At 38.6% G+C, this 25,532-nt stretch carries 27 protein-coding genes; 17 read left to right on the forward strand and 10 right to left on the reverse strand.

The features are described from left to right. Positions 1-2: 2 nt before the first annotated feature. The 5 genes from Q7657_RS03955 to Q7657_RS03975 all read right to left on the reverse strand — a co-directional run bounded on the left by Q7657_RS03955 (position 3) and on the right by Q7657_RS03975 (position 4,864). On the reverse strand, positions 3-278 hold the full coding sequence (locus Q7657_RS03955; RefSeq protein ID WP_053988959.1) for a hypothetical protein: 276 nt from the start codon (positions 276-278) through the stop codon (positions 3-5). Between the two features lie 227 nt (positions 279-505). After that, entirely contained in the window at positions 506-1,186 is a 681-nt protein-coding gene (locus tag Q7657_RS03960; RefSeq protein ID WP_107165918.1) for a DUF4336 domain-containing protein, read from the reverse strand. Between the two features lie 135 nt (positions 1,187-1,321). Continuing rightward, positions 1,322-2,227 (reverse strand): DMT family transporter, encoded by a 906-nt coding sequence (locus Q7657_RS03965; RefSeq protein ID WP_107165694.1) that lies wholly within the window; start codon positions 2,225-2,227, stop codon positions 1,322-1,324. Between the two features lie 297 nt (positions 2,228-2,524). Then, a complete protein-coding gene (locus tag Q7657_RS03970) occupies positions 2,525-3,808 on the reverse strand; it encodes a cation:proton antiporter (protein WP_181319820.1) in 1,284 nt (427 codons plus the stop codon). 333 nt (positions 3,809-4,141) lie between these two features. Beyond that, on the reverse strand, positions 4,142-4,864 hold the full coding sequence (locus Q7657_RS03975) for a glycerophosphodiester phosphodiesterase family protein (RefSeq protein ID WP_107165696.1): 723 nt from the start codon (positions 4,862-4,864) through the stop codon (positions 4,142-4,144). A gap of 327 nt (positions 4,865-5,191) precedes the next feature. On the opposite strand from Q7657_RS03975, the gene Q7657_RS03980 reads away from it, so the two are divergent. The 3 genes from Q7657_RS03980 to Q7657_RS03990 all read left to right on the forward strand — a co-directional run bounded on the left by Q7657_RS03980 (position 5,192) and on the right by Q7657_RS03990 (position 8,039). Continuing rightward, complete coding sequence (locus Q7657_RS03980) at positions 5,192-5,770, forward strand: nucleoside triphosphate pyrophosphohydrolase family protein (protein WP_053988963.1); 579 nt, start codon at positions 5,192-5,194, stop codon at positions 5,768-5,770. A gap of 69 nt (positions 5,771-5,839) precedes the next feature. Then, complete coding sequence (locus tag Q7657_RS03985; RefSeq protein ID WP_107165697.1) at positions 5,840-7,186, forward strand: MATE family efflux transporter; 1,347 nt, start codon at positions 5,840-5,842, stop codon at positions 7,184-7,186. Between the two features lie 31 nt (positions 7,187-7,217). Then, positions 7,218-8,039, forward strand: coding sequence for an alpha/beta fold hydrolase (locus Q7657_RS03990; RefSeq protein WP_107165698.1), 822 nt, complete (start codon positions 7,218-7,220; stop codon positions 8,037-8,039). 68 nt (positions 8,040-8,107) lie between these two features. Here the strand turns inward: Q7657_RS03990 and Q7657_RS03995 are convergent, their stop codons facing one another. Next, positions 8,108-8,917 carry an alpha/beta fold hydrolase gene (locus Q7657_RS03995; protein ID WP_053988966.1) on the reverse strand — a complete coding sequence of 270 codons (810 nt, stop codon included), beginning with the start codon at positions 8,915-8,917 and terminating at the stop codon, positions 8,108-8,110. A 382-nt stretch (positions 8,918-9,299) separates the two neighbouring features. Here Q7657_RS03995 and Q7657_RS04000 point away from each other — a divergent pair, with 382 nt between their 5' ends. Beyond that, entirely contained in the window at positions 9,300-9,830 is a 531-nt protein-coding gene (locus tag Q7657_RS04000; RefSeq protein WP_107165699.1) for a ComEA family DNA-binding protein, read from the forward strand. Positions 9,831-9,917: 87 nt separating this feature from the next. On the opposite strand, the gene Q7657_RS04005 is transcribed toward Q7657_RS04000, so the two are convergent. After that, positions 9,918-11,024, reverse strand: coding sequence for a nucleotidyltransferase family protein (locus Q7657_RS04005; protein ID WP_498825938.1), 1,107 nt, complete (start codon positions 11,022-11,024; stop codon positions 9,918-9,920). 240 nt (positions 11,025-11,264) lie between these two features. Here Q7657_RS04005 and cobU point away from each other — a divergent pair, with 240 nt between their 5' ends. From cobU to Q7657_RS04045, 8 genes are all read left to right on the forward strand, one after another. Further along, complete coding sequence (cobU, locus tag Q7657_RS04010) at positions 11,265-11,810, forward strand: bifunctional adenosylcobinamide kinase/adenosylcobinamide-phosphate guanylyltransferase (RefSeq protein ID WP_107165701.1); 546 nt, start codon at positions 11,265-11,267, stop codon at positions 11,808-11,810. 21 nt (positions 11,811-11,831) lie between these two features. Next, a complete protein-coding gene (locus tag Q7657_RS04015) occupies positions 11,832-12,458 on the forward strand; it encodes a histidine phosphatase family protein (RefSeq protein ID WP_107165702.1) in 627 nt (208 codons plus the stop codon). Positions 12,459-12,487: 29 nt separating this feature from the next. Next, positions 12,488-13,981, forward strand: coding sequence for a cobyric acid synthase (locus Q7657_RS04020; protein ID WP_107165703.1), 1,494 nt, complete (start codon positions 12,488-12,490; stop codon positions 13,979-13,981). An 825-nt stretch (positions 13,982-14,806) separates the two neighbouring features. Further along, positions 14,807-15,286 carry a hypothetical protein gene (locus Q7657_RS04025; RefSeq protein ID WP_053988972.1) on the forward strand — a complete coding sequence of 160 codons (480 nt, stop codon included), beginning with the start codon at positions 14,807-14,809 and terminating at the stop codon, positions 15,284-15,286. Between the two features lie 229 nt (positions 15,287-15,515). After that, positions 15,516-16,124, forward strand: a complete 609-nt coding sequence (locus Q7657_RS04030) for a histidine phosphatase family protein (RefSeq protein ID WP_107165704.1) — start codon at positions 15,516-15,518, stop codon at positions 16,122-16,124. Between the two features lie 409 nt (positions 16,125-16,533). Further along, positions 16,534-16,809 (forward strand): hypothetical protein, encoded by a 276-nt coding sequence (locus Q7657_RS04035; RefSeq protein WP_053988974.1) that lies wholly within the window; start codon positions 16,534-16,536, stop codon positions 16,807-16,809. Between the two features lie 201 nt (positions 16,810-17,010). Next, positions 17,011-17,940 carry an SPFH domain-containing protein gene (locus Q7657_RS04040; protein WP_107165705.1) on the forward strand — a complete coding sequence of 310 codons (930 nt, stop codon included), beginning with the start codon at positions 17,011-17,013 and terminating at the stop codon, positions 17,938-17,940. Continuing rightward, positions 17,937-18,386: an NfeD family protein gene (locus tag Q7657_RS04045; protein WP_107165706.1), complete on the forward strand. Its 450-nt coding sequence runs from the start codon at positions 17,937-17,939 to the stop codon at positions 18,384-18,386. Before Q7657_RS04040 ends, Q7657_RS04045 begins: the two co-directional genes overlap by 4 nt. Positions 18,387-18,420: 34 nt before the next feature. Here the strand turns inward: Q7657_RS04045 and Q7657_RS04050 are convergent, their stop codons facing one another. After that, positions 18,421-19,728, reverse strand: a complete 1,308-nt coding sequence (locus Q7657_RS04050) for a winged helix-turn-helix domain-containing protein (protein WP_237458932.1) — start codon at positions 19,726-19,728, stop codon at positions 18,421-18,423. A 319-nt stretch (positions 19,729-20,047) separates the two neighbouring features. After that, complete coding sequence (locus Q7657_RS04055; protein ID WP_053988978.1) at positions 20,048-20,500, reverse strand: DUF3069 domain-containing protein; 453 nt, start codon at positions 20,498-20,500, stop codon at positions 20,048-20,050. Positions 20,501-20,736: 236 nt separating this feature from the next. Between Q7657_RS04055 and Q7657_RS04060 the strand changes: the two genes are divergently transcribed. From Q7657_RS04060 to Q7657_RS04080, 5 genes are all read left to right on the forward strand, one after another. Further along, positions 20,737-21,711 carry a GGDEF domain-containing response regulator gene (locus Q7657_RS04060; RefSeq protein WP_107165707.1) on the forward strand — a complete coding sequence of 325 codons (975 nt, stop codon included), beginning with the start codon at positions 20,737-20,739 and terminating at the stop codon, positions 21,709-21,711. 177 nt (positions 21,712-21,888) lie between these two features. Continuing rightward, entirely contained in the window at positions 21,889-22,548 is a 660-nt protein-coding gene (locus Q7657_RS04065; RefSeq protein ID WP_107165708.1) for a YceH family protein, read from the forward strand. Positions 22,549-22,674: 126 nt separating this feature from the next. Then, positions 22,675-22,989, forward strand: a complete 315-nt coding sequence (locus Q7657_RS04070) for a GIY-YIG nuclease family protein (RefSeq protein ID WP_107165709.1) — start codon at positions 22,675-22,677, stop codon at positions 22,987-22,989. Positions 22,990-23,178: 189 nt separating this feature from the next. Beyond that, positions 23,179-23,718: a YaeQ family protein gene (locus tag Q7657_RS04075; RefSeq protein ID WP_053988982.1), complete on the forward strand. Its 540-nt coding sequence runs from the start codon at positions 23,179-23,181 to the stop codon at positions 23,716-23,718. Between the two features lie 425 nt (positions 23,719-24,143). Further along, positions 24,144-24,809: a YdcF family protein gene (locus Q7657_RS04080; RefSeq protein WP_107165710.1), complete on the forward strand. Its 666-nt coding sequence runs from the start codon at positions 24,144-24,146 to the stop codon at positions 24,807-24,809. Positions 24,810-24,884: 75 nt separating this feature from the next. On the opposite strand, the gene Q7657_RS04085 is transcribed toward Q7657_RS04080, so the two are convergent. Continuing rightward, positions 24,885-25,241 (reverse strand): YibL family ribosome-associated protein, encoded by a 357-nt coding sequence (locus Q7657_RS04085; protein WP_008989219.1) that lies wholly within the window; start codon positions 25,239-25,241, stop codon positions 24,885-24,887. Positions 25,242-25,532: the final 291 nt, after the last annotated feature.

The raw sequence follows: 25,532 nt of genomic DNA on the forward strand, positions 1-25,532 counted from the left end.
GTTTATGCGGATTCTTTACGCGCTTTTTCGATGCGGTATTGTTTTGTTGCAGCAATCCATTGAGGACGACTAATGGCATAGCCTAACAGTAAGGCTGGCACAATAAACACGAGATGAGTAATGGCAAGTCGAATATCTTGCGCAACTAAATGATTGGCATTGGTCAAGTAGTGTACAACACCAACAATTGAAAAAATAACGCCAAGCGCTGTTAATATAAACATACCAACAACAGCTAGCCCGATAAGATCACGCAAATAAATTTTAGCTGGGCTCATAGTATGGTTCCAAATGTTACTGCCGAATGAGTTCGACATGTTTTATTGTCTTTATCCGAATACTATGCGCTTTAGATTGTAAATCTGTATTGATCTAGCTCACGTTTTACCTTACGTGGATGAATTTTTAATCACATTGAGCGATTATTTAAATGCAAGTCATAGCTATGACAAATCATTGTGCTTGCTGTGAATATCGTACTTTAGGTTAAGCTTGTGGTTAATTACTACTGAAACAACCAGCGAAATGCATCGGCAAATATTGTCTTGCCATTGTGCTCGACTACTTTTCCCTTTGAAAAAATAATGCGATCAAAAGGCCAGGTTAAGATCTCCTGAATTGACTGTCTTAGGTATTTTTTCTCGGTATAACTTAGGCGTAATAAAAGGGGCATAGCGGGGCTGAAGTAACAGCCATTAAACAGTGCGTAACCTAAATTAAGTGGATGTTTTTGTCCGATCATCCAGGCAAGCGTATCACCAAGAATAAGTGTTTGAGATTCAGGATCACAAAAGGCAATTTCTTCAAAATTATCATTTCCTCTGATCAAGGTTTGCAGTAATTGTCCTTGCCATAGTGTTGGAGTGTATTGACGTAGAACATCATCAAAGGTGAGATCCCCACGGGTTTGCTGTAATCCTGGTGCAGCAAAAAAATAGGCATTAGGGTAGGCAAGCCACCATTCTGATAAAAAGTGATGGTGATTTTTATTAGGAGTCACAACTGCAGCAATGTCGCCTAACTGACTTAGTTGCACTTTAAGTGGCTCAGATAGCTCAATAGGATTATGAATAAATAGCCGATCATCATTGAGTTTGATGACTGTCATTTTACTATTGTTGAGCATGCCATTTTGTTTAGTAGCTTGTTCTTGGTACCAGAGCCGATTTTTGAAACATTCAATCATCATCGCATCCTGCTGAGTCTGATAAAGTCTTTGCGGGTTATGATCTTCCGTTACCATAAAAAATCCCTTAATGAGGTTATCATTAAGGGATTGTTAATGGCTATGGTTTATTGTGTTTCAAAATGTGTGCTGAATCTAGAATGAACGACGTTTTATCGCTTGCATAATGTTGTGACCAAACAAATTGACGAAGGCGCCAGCAATAATCAAGCCGCCACCAATATACGTCCAAATAGAAGGCTCTTCGTTAAACACAATAAAACCAATAATGATAGATAGCACTATTTGAACATAAGAGTAGGCTGTTGCTTTACCTGCCGTTTGTGTTTGCATTGCTTTGGTTAAGCCTAGTTGTCCGACTTGAGTAAAGATACCTACCAAGATCAATAATAAAGTCGTTGTTAGATCGGGTATTACAAAGTCTTGGCTTACAACCAAAATAGATAGTGGTAGCGTGATCAAAGGAAAGTAGAAAATGATCACCGAGCTGTCCTCAGTGCTACTGAGTTTTTTAACAATAATATAAGAGATCGCACTGACGAAAGCGCCAATTACCGCAATCATCACACTAAACATCGCAAGATGTGAGCCACCTGAATGGAGCGTGGTTGGATTGACGATGAAGAATAGACCCAACAAGCTAAGTACAATGCAGATCAGGGTAGAGAGTTGTACTCGCTCTTTTAAGAATATCACCGCGAGAATGGCAGTAAACACTGGGTTGATATACTGCAAAATGGTCGCTTCAGCTAATGGCAGTGTTGTTACAGCATAGTAGACGCAAGACAGTCCAATCGTTCCGACAAGTCCACGTACAACCAGCAAAGGTTTGTTGTTGCCCCAGACAGAGATCCCCTTACGCTTAAGGTCGAGATAACTAATGATCAGTGAAACAAAAGCGCGAGCGGCAACGATTTCAAATACAGGAATACCGAGCTGACTGACGTATTTTACGGTTGATGACATGAGGGCAAAGCCTAATGCTGATAGCAGCATAAAGCGTGCGCCCAAGGGAATTAAACTCTCTTTATCGTGGGTCATTAATGGTATCTACAATCTGATAGGGGAATAAGAGCATAAATTACCGTGCTCAATAAACAAATGATCTAATGTAATGTTGGCGTAAATTCTTGTTATACGTGGTTTGGTGCTAGATAAAGAAAGAGATAAACAAACAATGTTGTTTATCTCTTTAGTTAAAGTGAGCAGAAATGTTTTAATTAGTATTTGATACTATTTTTGTTTATATAGCCCAAACACACCAGCACCAAATGCAGCAATTAACCCAATAAAGGCAATTAAAAGGTGGTGATGATGGATCCAATACATTGTCTCTCCTTAGAACGGTTTATTGTCCGCTTCCTTCGCTTTTAAAATCATAGGGGTAATAGTTGAACCTTGTACAAGGATCGAGAAAATTACAATGGCATAAGTCATTAATACGATGATTTCTTTCACATCTACATCTGGGTGTGACGGTAGAACAATACCTGCTGGGATCGCCATTGCCATTGCTAATGCTAAACCACCACGTAGACCACCCCATGTGAGGATCTTAACTGATTCTGGGTTGTATTGACGAAAATGACTAAAGCCCACATACGACAGACGAATACTTAAGTAACGGCTTAAAAGTACTAATGGGATAGCAATAATAACTGCAATAATATCAATACTATGGAAGCTAAATGTGATCATGACAAAGCCGATCAGTAGGAATAGTACTGCATTTAGAATTTCATCAACTAATTCCCAAAGGTGCGCCATCTGTTCAGATGATTGCTCTGAGATGTATTGACGAGTGATATTACCAATGATGATACCGGATACCACCATAGCGAGTGGTGCTGATACTTCTAAATGTTCGCCAATCACATAGCCAGCAGTTGGAATGAGCATGGTTAAGATCAGGCGTAACATGTTGTCATGTGAGCTTTTGATCATGTAATGGAAAATACCGCCCAGTACAGCACCAAAGGCAATACCACCAAGGGCTTCACGGATAAACAGCATTACGGTTCCTGAAACAGTAGGGGCTGTGTTTCCGAAAGCAACTTCAAAAATAGTCACAAAGATAACTAGACCAACACCATCATTAAATAATGACTCGCCTTCGATCTGAGTAGAAATACGCTGTGGTGCGTTTAATTTTTTCACAATAGCAAGTACAGCGATTGGATCGGTAGGTGAAATAAGAGCACCAAATAAACAGCAATAGATGAAATTTAAATTAATACCGATAAGGTTAAATATTAACCAAAGAACAATACCAATAAAGAATGTTGAGAATAAAGTGCCTGCTAAAGCGAGAAAAGTGATCTCAAACTTCTGATCTTTTAAATGGTTCAGGTCGATATTGAGAGCGCCAGCAAATAATAGGAAGCCTAATACGCCTTTTAATAGGAAGTCTTCAAATTTAACATGTTGAATGAGTTCAATTAAGGTATTTTCTTTATTTACAGGAATATAACCTAAGTGAGTTAATGCTAATAAAATTAGTGAGATAGCAATAGACCAACCGGTAATGGCAATCGTGGTTTGAAAACGGCCAAATTTATGGTTAATGATGGAAATAAAGACCGCAATTGCAGCCATAATACATATAGTGTCATATACTGACATGAAAACTTCGCTCCAAATCAGGATGGATTTTAACCATGCTGTTTATCATTTAATAATAATATACATTAATCATTCAATATCGATGGTGAATATATAGAGGGTTATACGGTTAAATAACCATTAATCTGAATATATCTTGTTCATAAAATATTAATGATTAATAAATATCTTAAACATTTTATACAGATGTATTGCGAATTATTTGTATTATTTTGGAATATAAAAAGTCACAAATAATAGTTGTTTTATTGGATTAAAAAAGAGTAGGAGAATTTAAATAACTAGGTGAGATAAAATAAAGCACCTATATATAAGTGCTTTATTCATAGATTATTAATTACTGGCTGCTGCGATTAAAAGCTCAGGGTCATCGGTAATGATGGTTGAAACGCCCCAGTTCTCGAATTTAGTGATTTTTTTGGGATCGTTCATTGTCCAAATTTGCAGCACTTTTCCTGCGTCAGTGATCTCTTTTGCTAATTTTTCAGTCAGTAAATGATGATCAAGATGAATGCTGTATAGCTCAAGCTTTTCATCAAGGCGATTGATATCAGGTACCCAATCTTCAATGATCAAACCACGACGTACTTCAGGCCACAGTTCTAAACAATGTCGTACAGCATTATAAGAGAAACTCGATAAGATAAGACGATTTGGATCAAAGCCATAGTTTTTAATAGTTTCAATGGTCTTTTGTACTTGTAATGCAACTTCTTCTTCGTAGTGCACTTTAATTTCAAGGTTTAAGTTAAGGCCATATTCGTCACAAGCAGCTAGCAGTTCATGTAACGTTGGAATGGTTTCACCAGCAAACTCTGTGGAGAACCAGCTTCCAGCATCAAGTTGTTTGATTTCATCTAAGGTTTTATGGCGAACGCTACCTGAACCATTAGTACAACGGCGTACTGTTTTATCGTGAATAATGACAGGGATTAAGTCAGCACACAGTTGGGTGTCGGTTTCAATCCATTTTGCGCCAGCATTAGCGGCTGCTTTCATGGAAACCAAGGTATTTTCTGGTGCAACGGCTCTTGCACCGCGGTGACCTGCAATCATATAAGTATCCAAAGTCATTAGCGTTGTAAAATTTTACGTTGATTTTCGACTAATTAAGCAAACAATCAAGTATTAATATCGCAATATCATGATGTTGATTTGTTGCGTTTATGTGGCAGCGTTGAAATCAACTTATTCTAGTATACTTGTACGCACAGTGAGTGATGGATTTACCAACAATCAAAAAATGAAATGACAATTGGTTTTGTATCTAAACGCTGATTAGATTAGTATGCTGTGCCGTTGTCTGATCAAAAATTTTTATTGTGAACATTGATAAAGATTTTTTGATTTTGGGCTTTTACAATTTGAGACAAGGAAAAACGAATGAAACTGTCAGCGCTAGACCAACCTCTTTTCGATCATCTTTACCGCGATATTAGAGAGTTTCGTTCCACGTTTGATCTTGATATTGAATCACCACAAACGCTTGATGAACAAGCGGATGCATTACATACCTCTCTTGCCGTTGAAGAAATGACAGAATTAGCAGAAGCCGATTCACTGGTTGAACAAGCCGATGCAATTGTCGATTCTGTGTATGTATTAATGGGACGTTTGGTTCATCTTGGTGATAAGAAAGTAGAAGATAATATCGGTATTAGCTACTTGATTGATATTCTATTGCAAATGTCAGCACGTCTAGGTATCGATTTTATGGCATGTTGGAATGAAGTGCATTCAAGCAACATGAGTAAAGTATGCCGCAATGCTGATGAATACGCTGATACCGAAGCATTTTACGCAAAACAAGGCGTGACTTTAACAGCCAGTACGAAAGGGGACTACATAATTGCGAAATGTGCGCAGGATGTTGACCTTGAAGGTAAAGTAATCCGTAAAGGTAAAGTACTTAAATCTGTATATTATCGTCCTGCTGATTTAGTGAAACTTGTTATCCGCTAAGCCTCTTGTTAGCTGAAGGATCCTCGCAATTGCGGGGATTTTTTGTTTTTCACTTATGTAAAGTTTTCCATGAATATATCTCCTTATACCCGAGCGTTAGCTCAACAGCTTTTTACAATGACATGGCCAATGTTATTTGGTGTGCTGTCACTGATGAGCTTTCAGCTTGTAGACAGTGCATTCATTGGTCAGTTAGGTGTCCTTCCTCTTGCCGCACAAGGTTTTACGCTTCCAATGCAAATGGTCGTCATAGGCTTGCAAGTAGGGTTAGGTATTGCCACAACCGCATTGATTTCTCGTGTATTAGGCGCAAATGATGCGCTTCGAGCACAACAGCTGGGCGGGCTCGTGGTTTTAATAGGTGCTATTGGTATTGCCGCACTATGTGGTGTTATCTGGTTGCTGCGTGATGTCATTATGCATTTGTTAGATGCACCGGAAACCGTTCTACCGATTATTGATACTTATTGGCCTGTATGGTTGGCAAGCGTATGGTGTGGTTCAATGTTGTATTTTGCCTATAGTCTGTGCCGTGCTAACGGGAATACCATGCTGCCAGGGATCATGATGATGGTAACGAGTTTACTTAACATCGTGCTAGACCCATTGTTTATCTTTACATTCAAATTAGGCATTAATGGTGCGGCATGGGCAACCATTGCTTCTTTTACTCTTGGTATGCTGGTGGTTTTTCCATTAGTCATTAAACGATGTTGGATGAGTTTCCATTGGCAGGGGCTTGATATTGGCAAGTCAGTTAAAGAGCTGGGTAATATTATGGCGCCAGCAATGATGAGCCAACTGTTACCACCTGTTTCTTCTATGCTCGCCACTAAATTAGTTGCGGGTTTTGGTGCCGCCACTGTAGCTGCATGGGCATTAGGCTCTCGAATAGAGTTTTTCTCTATTGTTGTGGTTTTAGCTTTGACGATGTCGATGCCACCTATGGTGGGCAAGCGGTTAGGAAGTCGTGATCTTCAAGGGATCAAGACGCTCATCAATATCGCGGTATGTTTTGTCCTAGTATGGCAATTGGTGATTGCTATCGTTATATTCTTACTGGCTACGCCATTGAGTACGTTATTAACAACTGATGTGAAAGTACAAGAAGTGTTGAGCTTACACTTAACTCGAGTTCCTATTAGTTTAGGTGCGTTAGGTGTGTGTATGATCATGGTATCGATATGTAATGCCTTGGCGATGCCGATGCGTGCGCTGTTTATTTCAGCATGGCGTTTGTTTATTTGCTTCCTACCTATTTTATGGCTAGGTTCGCATTTAGCTGGACTGCCGGGCTTATTTACTGGCGCGATGGTGGGTAACATTGCAGCAGGTATTTGTGCGTGGGTTTTCTATCGTCAAGGATTGAAAATCATTGATAGCAAATATCAAAGTGAAACTGATAACGTAAAATAAGCGTGTAAAAAACACGCACATAAGGATATTCATGCAAAGTTATGTAATTGAAGATCGTAAGTTAACCTACTTAGATCAAGGTACAGGTCCTGTATTAGTATTTGGTCACAGCTATTTATGGGATAGCAAAATGTGGCAGCCTCAAATCGAAGTATTAAGCCAACATTATCGCTGTATCGTGCCTGAGCTATGGGCGCATGGTGACGCGGATGCTGCTCCTGCAAAAACACGTACTTTACGTGATTATGCAGATGATGTGATAGCACTGCTTGATCACCTTGAAGTTGATACCTTCTCTATGATTGGTTTGTCTGTTGGTGGCATGTGGGGCGCAGAGCTGGCGTTAAAAGTGCCGCAACGTGTTAATGCGCTCGTATTGATGGATACTTTCTTAGGTTATGAGCCTGAAGTACTGCATGCAAAATACTTTGCCATGTTAAATACCATCATTGAGCAAAAAACGATCCCAACAGAAATAATTGATGCCATTACGCCGCTGTTCTTCCGTCGTCAGGCTGAACAGCATACGCCAGAACTCGTGAAGAACTTTAAAGCGCATTTGGCGAGCATTACAGGTGAACGTGCGGTTGCAGTAGGGCAAGTGGGCAAGATGGTGTTCGGTCGTCGTGATACTTTTGATGATATTGAGTTATTAACTGTACCGACGTTGATCATGGTTGGTATGGAAGATGCTCCTCGACCACCACTAGAAGCTCAATTGATGCATGACGCAATTGATGGTAGTGAATATGTGCTGATCCCAGAAGCCGGTCATATTAGTAATCTAGAGCAGTCTGAATTTGTGACCCAGCAGTTAACGACATTTTTAGATAAGCACATTCTAAGTAATTGATGGTTTAATCCATAGTCATAGAAACGGCATAACCCATACTCAGAAATTGAGAGTGTTATGCCGTTTTTTTATGCGCTGTAATAGGTTTTATGTTGATGAATAAACGCTATGGAGTGTTGATTAAAATCATCAGGTTTTTCAACATTACATACATGCCCGCAATCTTTGAGTTCGGTTAAAAAGCTTAATCGATGACGCTCAACCATCTCTTTCACCGGTTTTATGAACATATAATCGTTAGCACCCATCAAATAAAGTGTTGGGATGGATAACTCTTTCTCTTTGAAATATTTCATGACAGGGTTTACATCAGTGGCGAGTTTGAACCAACGTTTAAATTCCTTCTGACATAGCTTTTTAGCTTCACGAACAAATAAATGACGCGATTCGCGCTGGCTCTTTTGAGGCATCACCACATAAGCAAATAAGCGGTATAACCACATATAAGGAATAATGTGCTTACACAAATTGCCGAGTTTAACCAAAATTTGAGAGCGAGTATTTAAGCGTGTTACAGCACCGCCGAGTACCATGCTTTTGACACGATTAGGCGCGATTTCCGCTAAATTACGAATAATAATCGTCCCAAGTGAAATTCCCACGAAGTGGGCTGATTGGATCTTTAAGTGGTTGAGGACATCAACAATGTCTTTGGTGACACTTTTAAAGGTATAAGGATTTGCCATCATGTCTTTAAACATGTTGTTGGATTTGCCGTGACCACGAAGATCTAATAACAATAAGTTAAAGTGCTGTTTGTAGGCTTTAATTTGTTTAAACCAGATCGCAGAACTACCACCTGCACCATGGACAAAGACTACCCACTCTTTGCTACTTGGATGGGGGTAGGTTTTGTAAAAAAGCATATTGTTTTGCATTTATCGTCCTTGTCTACACGCAGTAGCGCAATCATACCACGGTGAAATAAACAGACTCACCTGACCACTAAGGTGGCATTTTATGATCTAACCTTGTACTTTCATCGTGAATATTTGCAATTATTCCAACAATGTCGCAAAACGCCATCGTGGTTAAGTATAAGTCACTCACAAGCTTGTGATTTTTCAAATGAAGAGATTTATATATGAAAAACAGATGGATAGTAAGAGCTATCTGATACTTGGTTGTCTATTTTCAGTACTTTTTCGAAATTAAAGGTGAATAAAAAACACTGATTTAAACACTTTATGATGTTTTATTTTATCTTTGCTGCTTAATAGTCTTTAATTTACAAAGGATTATCTATGAAGGAGTTTTCCAATGTTTAAAAAGGTGTTATTAACGCTGGCGTTCATTCTGCCATTTGCCTCTCAAGCAGCAACAACAGATACCACAAAACTTATCAAGCAATGTGAAACGAAATACAAAGCAGATAAGCAAAAGAAAATGGACTGTATTGCTAAGGTTAAGAAATCAGCAAGCAAGTCGACCAAGAAAGAAGTAGAAAAAGCGAAGAAAGCATCATCAACCAAAGTGGCTGATGCAAAAAAAGACGTTAAAAAAGATGTAAAAGCAACATCTTCAAAACTAGACAGCAAAAAAGCAGACGTTAAAAAGTCATCAACCAAAACCAAGACTGCAGTGAAGAAACAGCTTAAAGCGGTGAATGTAAATACGGCTTCAGCGTCTGATCTAGCGGCGTCTTTACCAGGCATTGGTGAAACTAAAGCTAAAGCGATTGTGGATTACCGTAAAAAGAATGGTAAGTTCAAATCAGCAAAAGATCTTGAAAAAGTAACGGGTCTTGGCGAGAAAAGCGTTGCTGCAATGAAACAATACCTAAAGTTTTAATCTGAACATTAGGTACTCAACCTCTTAAACACTTTGGCGACTTATCGCATGAGGTGTTTAAGAGGTTTTTTTATGTCCTTAAAATGCTTAATAAATGATTTCTTCGTCTTCTTTATGGGGCATGAGATTGATGATTTGTGTCTTAATAATATGAGGCAGAATAGCATACAGCGGCATGCGCTTTAGCCGTCCTCTAAAACGTAGTGACTTCACGGCAAAGCGATAATCGGCACTCTGGTATTTCGGAAATGCGTTTCGCATTACTTCACTAAAGCGTTCTTTGTATAGCCAGAAAATGAATCGATGTGATGGATGTTGATTTAAAAATTGCAGCATTTCGTCAGGAATTTTAAGGGCAAATAGTTCATGGCACAGCCCAAGCGCCATGTATAAGCTATTATCTTTACCGATCTGTTGATGAAGCTGAATCAAGTTATGCCAGAACAGACGTTGCTTACCAAAATAGGTAAATTGGAGGTGTAAGTCGTACAGATCTCGCAACCCATAACGAAAATCAACTTGGTTAAACATCATAATAGCCTGATGCAAGACCATTGTTTCAGGTGAGAGTAAGGTCGCAGGGTGGGCGATGATCGGTGAGGTATGATGATGGAGTAATGGCGCTTCATCGAGTTTATGTTTTAGGGTTTTCGGTAATAAGTGAAAGTGAATGGCAAGCTCTGTACGACGATCTTTATGGATCAGCGGCATGGTTTGATTTGACCAACGACAATAAAAGGTTTCTTCATAATCGGTGATATTTTTATAGCGCCAACCATGATTGATTAACTGATCTAGTACAGCATCGACATGGTTTTCTGAAATCAAAATATCAATATTATTCTTGATCCTACCTTTAAACATTTCGATTTCAGAAAACTGTAAAGCACTGCCTCGAATATAACGCCATGACGGTAAAACGTTTTTAAATTGTAGTTTAAGCTCTTGATGTTCAAATATTAGGGCTTGTTTTTGCTTCTCGAAGCTATGAAACCCCGAAATTAACTGTTGCTGCATAAATAGCGGCAGCTCATCCCAAATCCCATCAAGCTCACAGGCTGTTTTTAATTGCCCTAATAAACTGAGATGACGAGCTTCAGTAATAATTTGGTAGAGCGCTCTAGGATCAAGTGTGAGTAATAGTGTTGGAAGGCAAAGAATATCAACCAGTTGTACCTGTCGAGAAGTCATCATTCCTTCCTGATTGTCGGTCAAATTGATAATTAAAGTATTGGTTGTAAGTGATAAAAATCAAATTTAGTCACTTTCAAATGGGATTTTTATCATCAATCATTCTCAAAAATAAGAATATTTTGTCGTGCAAAATCATCATCTATAGTTAAAACCACGCTGAAGGTTACAGTGATTGAACACAATACAACGGCTTATTAATCGGCTAACATAGGCCGTTTTCTTTATATAACTGAGTGGCTTATGAGTAAAAATACGTTCGTTGGTTCAGAGTTAATTCTTGGTGGTGCGCGTTCAGGGAAAAGCCGATTAGCTGAAACGTTAGCTCAGGAGTCAGGGTTGCAAGTGAAATACATCGCTACTGCAACGCCTTGTGATGATGAAATGAGTGAACGTATTGAAAGACACCAACGACAGCGTCCGGCACATTGGCAGTTAATCGAAGAACCGTATTACTTAGCAGATGTGATTCGACAGCATAGCAATAAAGAGACCTGTTTGCTGGTGGACTGCTTAACACTGTGGCTAAACAATTTCTTATTTCAACCACTTGATAACTATTCATGGCAACAAGCCAAAACCGATTTTTTAGAAACGCTTGCTGAAGCAGAAGGCAGAATCATTCTTGTCAGTAATGAAGTAGGCCAAGGAATTGTGCCATTAGGCGAGCTTTCTCGTAGATTTGTTGATGAAAGCGGTTGGTTACACCAAGCGATAGCCCAACAGTGTTCCCGTGTCGTGTTTGTAACAGCGGGATTACCACAAGTATTGAAAGGTCCATCGCTTTAGAAAATAAAATTCGAGGATCCTATGGCGACTATTACTCAAATTGATATTTTGCGACATGGTTTACCTGAAGGTGATAATTGTCTTCGTGGGCATACCGATTTTGCCTTAACGGAGCAAGGCTTTAACCAAATGCGGCAGTCTGTGGAGGGGATTACAACACTGGATACTGTTGTGACCTCGTCACTTCAACGTTGTGCTGTTTTCGCTCAATACATTGCTGAATCATTACAAATCCCAATTCAACATTGTGATGAATGGAAAGAGATGGATTTCGGTGAATGGGATGGGCTAACTCATCAACAATTGATAGCACGTGTTGGCAAGGATGTTGATGTTTATTGGTACGATCCTTGGCAAGAGTGTGATGATGGTACTGCACTACATAAAGGTGAAACATTAGCGCAATTTGACAACCGTATTAATGAGGCATGGTTGCAATTATTACAGCAATATCAAGGTCAGAAGGTTTTGTTAGTGACACACTCAGGCGTCATGCGTCAATTACTACGTTTGTTATTTGAAATGCCACAAAATACCGTCTACCTCCATCGAATCAATTTGCCTTATGCTGCAAGAATACGGATCACCGTTTATCACGATGGCAACCAAGATTGGCCGCAGTTGCAGTGGCCGCCTTATAGTGACTGATTATTACGAGTTAACGAGACACAGAAATAATGGATAAAAATAAAACCAATCTACGTGCATTAATGGTGCAAGGAACGACTTCCGATGCTGGGAAAAGTGTACTTGTTGCTGGTATTTGTCGTGTTTTGGCTCGAAAAGGGGTTCGTGTTGCGCCGTTTAAGTCACAGAATATGGCGCTTAACAGTGCCGTAACCAAAGATGGTGGCGAAATTGGTCGAGCACAAGCAGTGCAAGCTTATGCTTGTGGCATTGAACCGACAGTTCATATGAACCCAGTATTATTAAAACCTAATACAGATGTTGGTGCACAAGTGATTGTGCAGGGGAAAGCACTCGAAGACATGGACGCCATTGGTTACAACAGTTACAAAAAGGTGGTGATGGCACCTATTATGGAATCGTTCGATTTACTGACTCGTGAGTATGAGACAGTGATCGTCGAAGGTGCTGGCAGTCCTGCTGAAATCAATTTGCGTGAAAACGATGTCGCGAATATGGGTTTTGCTGAAGAAGCCGATATTCCAGTGATCATAGTGGCTGATATTGATCGTGGTGGTGTATTTGCTCATCTATATGGCACATTAGCCTTACTGTCTGAATCAGAACAAGATCGGGTAAAAGGCTTTGTGATCAACCGTTTTCGTGGTGACATTAAATTGCTGGAATCAGGACTTGATTGGTTAGAGCAGAAAACAGGCAAACCTGTGATTGGCGTACTGCCATATTTACATGGGTTAATGTTAGAAGCAGAAGATGCCATTAATATTCAGCAAGTTGAAAAATCAGAGAATGCGATTACTGTTGTCGTTCCTGTATTAACACGTATCAGTAACCATACGGATTTTGATCCACTGCGTATGCATCCACAAGTGAATTTACAGTTTGTCGGTAAAGGAGAAGCGATTCCTCCGGCTGATTTGATCATTATTCCAGGCTCAAAAAGTGTCCGTAGTGATTTAGCCTACCTTCGCTCTCAAGGTTGGGATCAACAAATTCAACGTCACTTGCGTTTTGGCGGTAAAGTTATGGGGATTTGTGGTGGTTATCAGATGTTAGGTGAGGTGATATCGGATCCTCACGGCATCGAAGGTGAAGCCGGTGAGTCACTAGGATTAGGTTATCTACCTATCACCACTGAAATCACCAAGCATAAACAGTTAAAACAAGTTACAGGACTGATGACATTACCAGATCTGTCGACAGTACCAGTCACGGGCTATGAAATTCATGCAGGTGTCACATCGGGTATTAGTGAAAGTGATGCGCCTATTCATTTAACAGCTACGACTGATGGTAAAAAAGATGTTGATGGCAAAATAGGTATTGATAACCAAGTGTTTGGGACATATTTACATGGTATTTTTGAGCAGCAACAAGCCTGTGATGTAATCTTAGCTTGGGCTGGATTATCAAACATTGCAACGCCTGATTTTGCTGCAATACGTGAGGAAGGGATCAATCGTATTGCTGATGCAGTCGAACAATATCTGGATCTGACAAAACTAGGATTAATTATTGAATAAGTGAGTATCCAATATTAGCAAGATGAATAGAGATCGACTTAACGTAATAGTCGGTCTTTTTTGTTTCAATTGAGGTGGTGTATTGCATAATAAGAATATTTAGAGATTTACTATTTTACAGCTCGCTACATTAATGATTTATATCATTCCTATTAACGATATAACTAATTAAGAATGTGTCAGTTAATTGAGTAATAAATTAAAAGGAAGTGAGTTAATGAAAAATATCATTATAGTTTTGATGTTAAGTTGAAATTGAGAAGCTTTTTGGTGGCTTACCATCAAGCTTTTTTTGATAATGGCTAATTTGTAGTTAATTTACATAAGTCCATCTTGAGTCAGAATGACGTTCATAGTGCTGCCATTGCTTGTTTTTTTACCAAATAAACAACGTATTAGATATATTTTTGAGCAATAATTTAGTGTCATAAACTTCATCTATATTATTGAAAACCTTGAGAAGTATTCACATTTAATAACGCAAAAAGTGGTCATTATTATTGATTTGTGCGGTTAATATCTCATATATAAAATGAAATTTATTTTGGTTGTTTTGCGATGAAAAGCAAGATTGAAAGTGTAACTAATTAACGATGATTAATTTAGAGTGATGCGTGTCGCAGATATCATCCAATATCCCATTATTTTTAGTAATAACTATTATTTAAGCTGGTAAAAAAATACTCAAACTATGTATAAAAGTTACAGCTACAGCAGTGTCACGCGATCTTATTCTTTTGATGACGCATAACATTGCTGTTAAACTAAAACCAAAAGGACGTTTCCTCTTTTTATTGTAGCTGTTATTGATGTTAAAGGAATAATATGAGTAAGCTGTTATGTATTGCATCTATTTTAATGATGATGTGTTCATTAAATGTGAAAGCAGAGGATTGGAACTCATCAAGTATTGACGGTCACTACGTTTTATCAGCTTTGATCACCACTCCTGAATCTGGCGGTAAAAAACTTTTCTTTAAACTATATAAAGCTAAGTATAACAACAATGGTTTTGAACGTTTTCTAAGTCAGTGTAATATCCAAGGTCTTCATAGTACGGTTTCAATGGTTGTGAATGGCAAGAAAATTGAAATGGAAAAATATTGCCAACGTAACGAAGATAATTTGAATTACTGGGCTTATACACCAAAATCAAATGCTGACTTAACATTTGTTGTTTCACAGTTTAAGAATACAGAATTCGTTGATATGGAAAAAACATTCGTTAACGTTTATAAGCAACGTGATGATCTTTTCTTCCATATTTCAACTCAGCGTTTCAGTGATGTATGGATGAATCTCTAAAATTGTGAGTGGGGGATAAGGTGAGTAATCTTATTCCCACAATTACTTTATGCGTTATATCTAATTTTTTATGCAATGATAGACGGATAAATCGTTCGATTTATCATCACATTATAAAACATTTCCCACTGTAATCTTATTGTGCGCTTAATGAGGCGACAATTAGATCTGTTCAACTTGTCGCAAGCTAATAAGTGTTGTAATTTCCTTACTTCGCAAGGGGAACACAATGTCAAAAAGCATTTTCTTATTACGTCATGGTCAAACAACGTTTAACGCACAGCAACGTTTACAAGGACACTGTAACTCTGAATTGACTGCATTAGGACAAACCCAAGCTGCAACTCTTGGAGCATCATTAAATAGAAAAATTGCAAATAAAAAGCAGTGGACGGTTTACAGTAGCCCATTAGGCCGAGCATTAGAAACTGCTCAAATTGTATGTACAGAGTTAGGTATCGACAGTAACAGCATAATCACTGATGAACGGTTGAAAGAATTTAACTTAGGGGATTGGGAAATGTGCTTTATTCCTGATCTGGTAAAGCAAAATCCTAAGTTATTAAATCATCATGATTGGTATTTATCAGCACCTCATTGTGAATCGTATGAATCAGTTGTTACTCGTGTGAAAGACTTTCTTGATGATGATACAGTGCCAGATCATGTGATTGTTATTTCTCATGGTTTAACAGGTGCGGTATTTCGAGGTGTCTATACCGCGATGAGTTACAGTGAAACATTTGAACAAGATTTGCCGCAAAATGCGTACTTCTTGCTTGCTGATGATAAGCTCAGTCGTATTCAATGTGAAGTTGTAACAGCAGAAGCTGTTTAACAGCGTATAAAAAGCAGTGTTTATTATTGCTTTTTAGAATTTTGAAGTGCTATAGTTTCAAAGGTTTTAGCAACTGCCTAAGTTAGAATGTGATGAACTGTGTGGTATAACCATCCTTACTTTGTTTTAACCAAGCAAAGTCGGTTTTGTTACAAAGCACCAGTGATGGCTTCTATACTCAGGCGTTTATAATTTGTTTTGTATGCTAACGGTCTTTTAAATATTCAGTTTCTCGTTAGATAAGATGCAGTGTGATAACAATGAGTTATATGTTCATCATCCATTCATCTTAGTTCAGTTAGTTTGGTGTTAACACAAAATAGCTGCTACGTGATAGTACAGAACAGTTAGACAAGAAAACGGTGATTCACTGTGGTTCTTGCTAAAAATTATAAAGAGAGGCTTAGCCATGAAAAATTTACTTACTGGTTTTGTTGCTGTAGTTATTGGATTATTTACTGTTTCATTTGCTGCGATTATGGCTCTTTTTATGGGTATCGCGGCATTAATCGCTAAACCATTCATTAAGCGTAAACTTGCATCTGAAGGTGTAGAGTTTGAACAGCGCACCTTTAGTGAAGGTTTTGCCGGTCGAGATCGCAAAGTAAACACTGATTACCGCGAACAATCATCTCATAATGTTATTGATGGTGAGTTTGAAGACATTACCATGCGTAAATGCTAATCACTGATTAGCTGTTATAAGAGTAACGCCAAGTGTTAGCGCATTTGGCGTTTTTTATTTCTGATGTATTAGTCCTTTCTATAAATATCCCTTTTCTCAATCTGTTGGCTTTTAACCAGATCTCATTTTTGTATCATTGATGCATATTTATACAATTTGAGCAGTACAATACTTTCCAAGCCTATAAGTTGGAGAGAAGACATGCCTTATGATTCATTGATAACCATTGTGATATTTATTGCAGTTGCCATTGTAATAGTTGCATCTTGCGTAAAAACCGTTAATCAAGGGTCTGAATGGACGGTAGAGCGTTTTGGACGTTATACCAAAACATTACGCCCTGGTTTAAATCTTATTGTGCCTTTTATTGATAAGATTGGTAATAAAGTCAATATGATGGAGCGTGTATTAGATATTCCTGCACAGGAAGTGATTTCCCGTGATAACGCATCAGTCACTATTGATGCTGTATGTTTTATTCAGGTATTTGATGCAGCGAAAGCAGCGTATGAAGTGTCGGATTTAGAGCACGCAATCCGTAATTTAACACTCACGAATATGCGTACAGTACTTGGTTCGATGGAGCTTGATGAAATGCTTTCTCAACGCGACACTATTAATAGCCGTTTATTATCGATAGTGGATAACGCAACGAATGTTTGGGGGATCAAAATAACTCGTATTGAAATTCGTGATGTTCAACCGCCAGCTGATCTTACTGCAGCCATGAATGCGCAAATGAAAGCGGAGCGTAATAAGCGTGCTGAAATTTTAGAGGCAGAAGGGGTTAGACAAGCAGAAATTTTGCGTGCTGAAGGTCAAAAACAGTCAGAAATTTTAAAGGCTGAAGGTGATAAGCAAGCTGCTATTTTACAAGCCGAAGCCCGTGAACGTGCAGCAGAAGCGGAGGCAAAAGCGACTAAGATGGTATCCGATGCGATTGCCGCCGGTGATATTAAAGCGGTGAATTATTTTGTTGCCCAAGGCTATACAGAAGCATTGAAAGCGATTGGTCAGTCTGAAAATGGTAAAGTGATCATGATGCCATTAGAAACAACAGGCTTGATGGGCTCTGTTGCTGGTATCGCAGAATTATGGGGCAATAAATCAGATAAAGGTAATAATGCATGATCTACCTACTAGAACAAATGAACTTCTGGCATTGGCTAGCAATAGGTTTAGTGTTATTGCTACTTGAGTTACTAGGAACGGCAGGTTATCTGCTATGGCTAGGTATTTCTGCTGTTCTAGTGAGTATTTTGGTATTGATGCTGCCAATCTCATGGCCATTACAATGGGTATCGTTTGCGGTGTTTGCATTGTTCACCACTTGGCTGTGGTGGCGATATCAACATAAAAAAGATAAATCCGATGCTTCAGTTTCTAAATTGAATCAACGTGGTGCGCAAATGATAGGGCAACGTAGTGTTGTCACTGAAGCCATGATCGCAGGCGCTGGTCGGCTACAGTTTGGTGATACCACTTGGAGCGTGAAAACTGATGTGGATTTAGACATCGGGCAAAAGGTAGAAGTGGTGGCAGTGGAAGGAATTATCTTAGTCATAAAACCTTACTGATATAGAAAAGCGCAGTATTAACTGCGCTTTTTATTTATTCTTTGCTGTGTTTCGGTGCCGATAGCTCATCAGAATAATACATAGATGGATCGCCTTGGCTTGTACTATTCCAGAAGAAACCCGTTAACTCATTAAGCATTAACAGCAAATGTGGCTGCTTATAAACGATATAGTTATAGAATGGTTTCTTGTCGGCATACGTGTTTTCAAAATGGCTCGTATGTTTTAACGCAAGCGACTCTTTCTCATCATAATTAGGGCTAGGTTGATATGCCCAATGGAACATTTCTGGTTGTACCTTCAATGTTTGTAAAAACTGAGTCTCGCGGTTCTCGATATAGGCTTTTGATGCACTGATCGCTAATGCATGAAATAGCCCGGTATCAGGTTCTTTGATAAATGACATCATGGAATAATCAAATACGCCTTTTTTATTAGTAGGCGTCATGAAGTAATGCATGATTTTTGATTGAATTCCTGACTTATCAATATATGAAGCGTAAACAACCGAAGTAGGCTCGCGTGAGTATTCTGTTTCTATAACAGGCGTCTCATGATAAACCTTCTGATTGTTTATCACTATTTTTGCAAATTTATCCCATTCATCCGGTGCAACTTTATAGCTAAAATCTGTATTTTTAATACATTGATTATTGTCATCGACGGCACACCAGGCCGCTGAATAGAAGTTGTCAGACTTAAAAAGGTATACTTTTTCGTTCTTGGTGACCAATTTACCGTACTTTTTCGTTTGGCCTTTGAGCATTTCTTTGACTTTGCTGCGCAGATCGGCCAAATCGTCAGCATTAGCAGTCACTAAGGTAATGTCGTTGCTGCCAATATGATCTTTTTCAATAATATAATTAGTCGGGCTGTGTGATGGTACATATTGCATCCAGCCAATACCTGCGCCAATAGCCGTTAAGCCAATAGCACCTACGATAGCCGTTTTTTTCCCTATCTTTTTAAATGGCGATAAGTTTTCATTTTCTGAATAATCGATAGTTTCGCGCTTGAATTCACGAATTTGATAGCCAACGCGAGGCAATGTCTCAATAACATCACCTTTTTTTTCTTCATTGAGTTTTACACGAAGAGCACGAATAACTTGAAAGAGAGAAGCTTCTGTAACGATGCGATCAGGCCAGCCAACTTTTAGGAGTTCATCTTTAGTAACAGGCTTACCGTAATTATCGATGAGGTAAGATAGAATATATTGCTCAGATAAATTTAACTTGAGCGTAGATTCAGATGTTTTAAGAATGCCTTGGCTTTCTATATAACATACATCCGTTTGGAATCTTATCTGCTCAGTACTTGGCATCCATACACCTCTAGTCATTGATATCTTTCAACTTTGTATAATATCACGAAAATCTATAAAAAGTTATGTAAATAAGTAGAAGTTTCTTTACGATATTGCTTTTATCTTTTTCTAACTTGTTAATTTTAACAGGCTTTTTATTAACCATAACTATTGAGTGGTTTAAAAATTATACAGCTTTAGTTGTTTGTGAAATTGAGCGTCTGAATAAGTCGAAACTTGATTTTGAAACTGTTTATTGCTGTTACGGATAGGTTGTTTTTTACTTTCATTTTGTTAACAAATAAAAAAGGAGCAGCTGATGCTGCTCCTTCATAATATATAAATATCTTAACAACTATTTTTGAAAGATAGATGTGAACTCACGCTTCATTGGTGGGTTCTGACGTGCTTTTTTAAGTTGCTTACACATATCTTTCACACAGTTATGAAGAACTTTGTCTAATGCAGCTGCTTTGTATTCTGCTTGTGCTTCTGCATCCATATCTTCAGGGAAAGTCGTGTCTTGCATTTCACTTAGGAAATCTACACCTGAGTAGCTTTGGCTTAGTGCAACTAACGCATGAAACTGTTCAAAGTTATCAAGTACGTTTTGCGCACTTGCTGGTAGTGAATTCCATGCTTCACGTGTGCTTGGCTCAGAAACCTTGTACACGTTTACCAACATATCGATAAGCTCAGCTGGTACTTTTTCAACTTTAATAACTTGGCGAAGTTCTGGAGAACAGTCTTCTAGTGTAAAGGTTACTTCTTCAACGATTTGCTCGTCTTTATTGTTCATCTCAGACATGGCTTTTTCCTACAGCATAAGTTTAAGGAGAGGAATCCTATATTTCTAACGTCAAATGTCAATATATCATGTAGAAAACAGTTATAAATGGACGTTTCATATCAATGTGATGATTGTCGCACCATGCTTATTAAGCTAGCTTTTATATAAATGATTGACCAGACTTACGGAAAAATATTATTAGGCATGTAAAATGCTTAATAAACCTTACTTATAAATACCCAAAAGGTATCTAAATGGACCCGATGCACATTCTACTTGTTGATGATGTTCTTTCTGAAAGGTTACATCTAGAACTAAGATTAAAAAAATTTGGTCATGTAGTTAAAGCTGTATCATCAGGCCAGGATGCCCTTAATTGTTATGCGACATTTGATCCTGATCTTGTCTTGTTAGATATCTGTATGCCGGATATGCAAGGCACAGAGCTTGCGCAAAGCATTCGAGAGCGTTTTACCGAGTGGGTACCTATTATCTTTTTAAGTGGTCATTCAGAGCCAGAGCTGATTGTAGAAGCTATCGATAAAGGTGGGGACGATTATCTAACAAAGCCTGTAAATGGCATGGTGTTATCAGCGAAATTAAAGGCGATGCAACGTATTTCGGCAATGAGAAGGAAATTGCAACAAACGTCGTTGCAACTACAGAAAGCCAATGAACTTTTGTATCAGCAAGTCAATGAAGATGGTTTAACAGCGTTGGCTAATCGACGTTATTTGGATCAAAAGCTAACAGAATTTGTCGCATTACATGGTCGAAACGGGCAACCACTGACAATGATCATGCTTGATGTTGATCACTTTAAGCTTTTCAACGATCACTATGGTCATATTGAAGGGGATAACTGCCTAAAACTATTAGCTGCGACATTAAAGAAAAATTTCAGCCGAGCAGGTGAGATTTGCGCTCGTTATGGCGGTGAAGAGTTTGTCATTTTGCTAAGCAGTTGCAATAGCATGCAAGCAAAGAAAGAGTGTGAGCGTTTAAAGCAAGCTATTGCTTCATTGAACATCGAACATAACTTTTCTCAAACATCATCAAGTGTCACTGTTAGCCAAGGTGCAATAACATGGATACCGACGGGATTAGAAAGTATCGAAAATCTATATCAAGAAGTGGACAAACTGTTATACCAAGCGAAAGCAAATGGCAGAGATCAATATATTACCGCAGATTACTTGAGTATACCCGTTGATCAAAGTGAAAATTAATATTGATAACACGTAGGTAAGTTGTTGTTTAAAAAGCCATCAAACTGCATTTTAAGTGCTTGCTGTGTTATCAGAACGTGTTATGTTCTTAACAACAATAATGAGTAACATTCCTAGCAAGTGTAATGACACTGCTTATTATTTTATTTGGTGAGTTAGAAAGGGTGAAGGACGGTCATGGAAATTAATTTGACACAAAATCAAGCGCGTGTGATTGGCTGTATGCTTGAAAAAGAAATCACAACTCCAGATCAATACCCGTTGACATTAAATGCATTAACAACGGCATGTAACCAAAAAAGTAGCCGTGAACCAGTAATGTCACTTGATGAAGCCACAGTGCTTGATACCGTAGAAGAGTTAAAAGCCAAGCGCATGATGGCGGATGTAAGTAGCTTTGGTAGCCGAGTAGCAAAGTTTCAGCATCGCTTTTGTAATACAGAATTTGGTAACCTGCAGTTCACAAAACAAGAATTAGGTGCATTGATTGTATTACTACTTCGCGGTCCACAAACTGCAGGTGAAATTCGTACTCGAACAAACCGCTTATGTGAGTTTACAGATGTACGTGAAGCAGAAGCAGTACTGACTAAACTTGCGAGTGAAGAAAAAGGTCCTTACGTGGTGAAATTGCCTCGTGAACCCGGTAAACGCGATTGTCGTTACATGCACTTGTTTAGTGGTGAAGTGGATCTATCCGCGTACGAGAGCGCAGCACAAGCGGTGACATCTGCTGGTGGTAATAACGAGCGTATTGCTCAACTTGAAAATGATGTAGCAGAATTAAAACAGCAAGTGGCTGAGTTACAAGCGGTATTAACATCATTGACTGAGTAAATCTGGCTTTATGGCGATTTAGGCAATGATTTATTGCACCCCGTAGCCATCCACGATTAGAATACTCAACACGAACAGGTTCAGCATTGCTGAGCCTGTTTTTGTTTTAAACGAGATGAGTATTTGATGAGCAGTGAAGACACACAAGTAACAACACCTTGGTATGTTTATTTGATCCGAACATCATCAAATAGTTTGTATTGTGGTGTCACAACGGATGTTGAACGTCGTTTCAATGAACATCAACACAGTAAGAAAGGGGCCAAGTACCTTAAGGGTAAGGGACCTTTAACACTCGCTTGGTCACAGCAAGTGCGTAATAAGCGTGATGCGATGGTGTTTGAATACAAGATAAAGAAAACCCTGACTAAGCAACGTAAAGAACAATTGATAACAACAGACACTTGCCTTTATCAGCTATTTCCACAAGATCCTGAGTAATAGTAAAGCGCATTATCTCAATTAAAATTCACATTTTCATATCTCACTGTAATTCTCTGTTTTTCAACAACTAGTGCAGATATGCGAAAAATTTCAAGTTATATGCCTCAGATCTGGCACTAAAAGTGTAAGACGTATCCTCAACGGAGGGCGTATAACATGCAACAGCAAATAAGTAAGGTTAATTACATGGCCATTAACGCCACAATTTACAAAGTAAACATGAATGTTGCCGACATGGATCGCCATGTTTATTTAGATCAGCAACATACCATTGCTTGTCATCCATCTGAAACCCTACAACGTTTCATGCTACGTGTATTAGCTTGGGGCTTAAACGCCGATCCAAACTTACAATTCACCAAAGGTGTAAGCACGACAGAAGAGCCTGATCTTTGGACGAAAAGTATCATTGATGACATCGAATTATGGGTTGAGCTTGGCTTACCGGATGAAAAACGTATCCGTAAAGCATCACACAAAGCAGATAAAGTGATTATCTACGCTTACGGTGACAATGCCGCCCCAATTTGGTGGCAAGCAAACAAAAATAAAATCAATGCATTAGATAATGTTTCTGTGGTTTTCATTCGTGATGAAGAACTGCAAGAATTAGAGAAGTTAGTTGAGCGTAGTATGCAACTTCAACTAACAATCGAAGGAGAACAGGCTTGGTTGAGTGCGTCGAATGCGAACGTAACAATCATTCCTGAATGGTGGAAGCGCTAATTTTTAATTGATAAATGTTTCGCTTAGTGTTGGTGATATTACCCATATTTGCGATATAGCTCCGAAGTGAGTTAGTGGCAATAAGTGATTGTATTACTGAAGTAACAGCATTAAGACTGAACAAACTGGGCGGGGTAGATTTAATCTACACCGTCTTTTTTTTTGCCATTTTATGACATGATTCAGTATTTGTTATATAGGCTTGAATATAATGACCATGCAGAAGCAGCATGTCAGCGATGATTAGAATCGATAAGTTATTGCTATTCACGATACAATTATCAATATTGAAACAGCATTCTTAGCTTTAATTGAGATTCTTATCTTTGTCATTATGCAATCACAACTAAGACGCATAATGCGGTTGTTTATCAAGCTAATCATCAGTTATTACTCATTCATAATGCTGCGTATAAGGACGATATATGCCACAACGAATTTATGATCTAGCAAAGCGAATTTGGGACTATCACCAATTGAATCACACTATGGTGAAAAGTGATTGTATTTTCGTACTAGGGAGCAACGATGATCGTGTTGCCGAGCGTGCAGTTGAACTCTACAAGCAAGGACTTGCCCCATACATTGTATTTTCTGGTGATGTTGGTGAGTTAACCGAAGGGCTATATGACACATCAGAAGCCGAGCACTTTGCCAAAATTGCGATAGATATGGGGGTGCCGAAACAAGATATCCTGATTGAGCATGAGTCGACCAATACTGGCGAGAACGTGGTGTTTACTCGTCGCTTGTTGGAGCAAAAAGGATTACATCCAAGTAGCTTTATTTTGGTACAAAAGCCTTTTATGGAACGTCGTACATTAGCGACTTTTGAGCAGCAATGGCCAAACATGACAGCCATTGTCACGTCGCCACAATTGGGTTTTGACGATTATGCAAATGATGTAATTAGCTTTGGTGATTTGATCAATGTGATGGTGGGAGATCTACAACGTATCCGTTTTTATCCAGAACTTGGTTTTTCAACTCAGCAGCCTATGCCTGATGAAGTATGGGATGCATTTGAGTGTTTAGTGAATCACGGTTTTGATCAGCATTTATCACCTCAACTGTCAGAAAAAGCCTCATAGATACGATGACTAACAGCTAAAAAGTAAAAAGGCGAACTAAAGAGTTCGCCTTTTTCATTTGCAACTAACAACCCATTAGAATGGTTTAGGAGCAAACCCTGTTACTTCTTTTAAGCCCATACCACGACCAACTGCCGTCATAGGGTGAACAACAACAAGACCTTTCACTGATTTCTTCAGTTTGCCCATGTCAGCTTGTTCTGCTTTAGTCAGTACACGGTTGAAAGCAAGAGACTTAACATCTTTACTTTTGCTGCTAACTTCCGCTGATTGACGGTGTTTAACGTTTTGAACTTTCTTCTTCAGTTTTTGAAGCTCATCTTTAAACTGCTTCATGATCACTTTGTCATCACGTTGAATAGCAGCAGCAAGTTTACGCTGGCACTTGTCCATGCGGTTATTAAGATTTTGAAGCTCTTGGTTTAAATTCATTTCATTACCTTCGTGTTTACGCTCGCAATACACCAAATCGCAGCATTGTGGCGAGTAGGGTATTGAGTTGTCCAATATTATACCTTATATCTGCCAAATCGTGAGCAATATCATGAAAGTATTTTTTATTAGCGCCTAATCAAAGCTCGTAACGAGTATCCATATCATCAAACGATCCATAAAGCTAAACATCCAATCAGTGTGATGAGAACTATGCTTACATTGATAAAAATCACAATAAAACAATTATGTTATCTTTTTGAACAACCTGTTCAGTTTCAGTTCTAATTA

This window comes from Candidatus Photobacterium acropomis (assembly GCF_030685555.1).
GTDB lineage: Bacteria > Pseudomonadota > Gammaproteobacteria > Enterobacterales > Vibrionaceae > Photobacterium > Photobacterium lucens.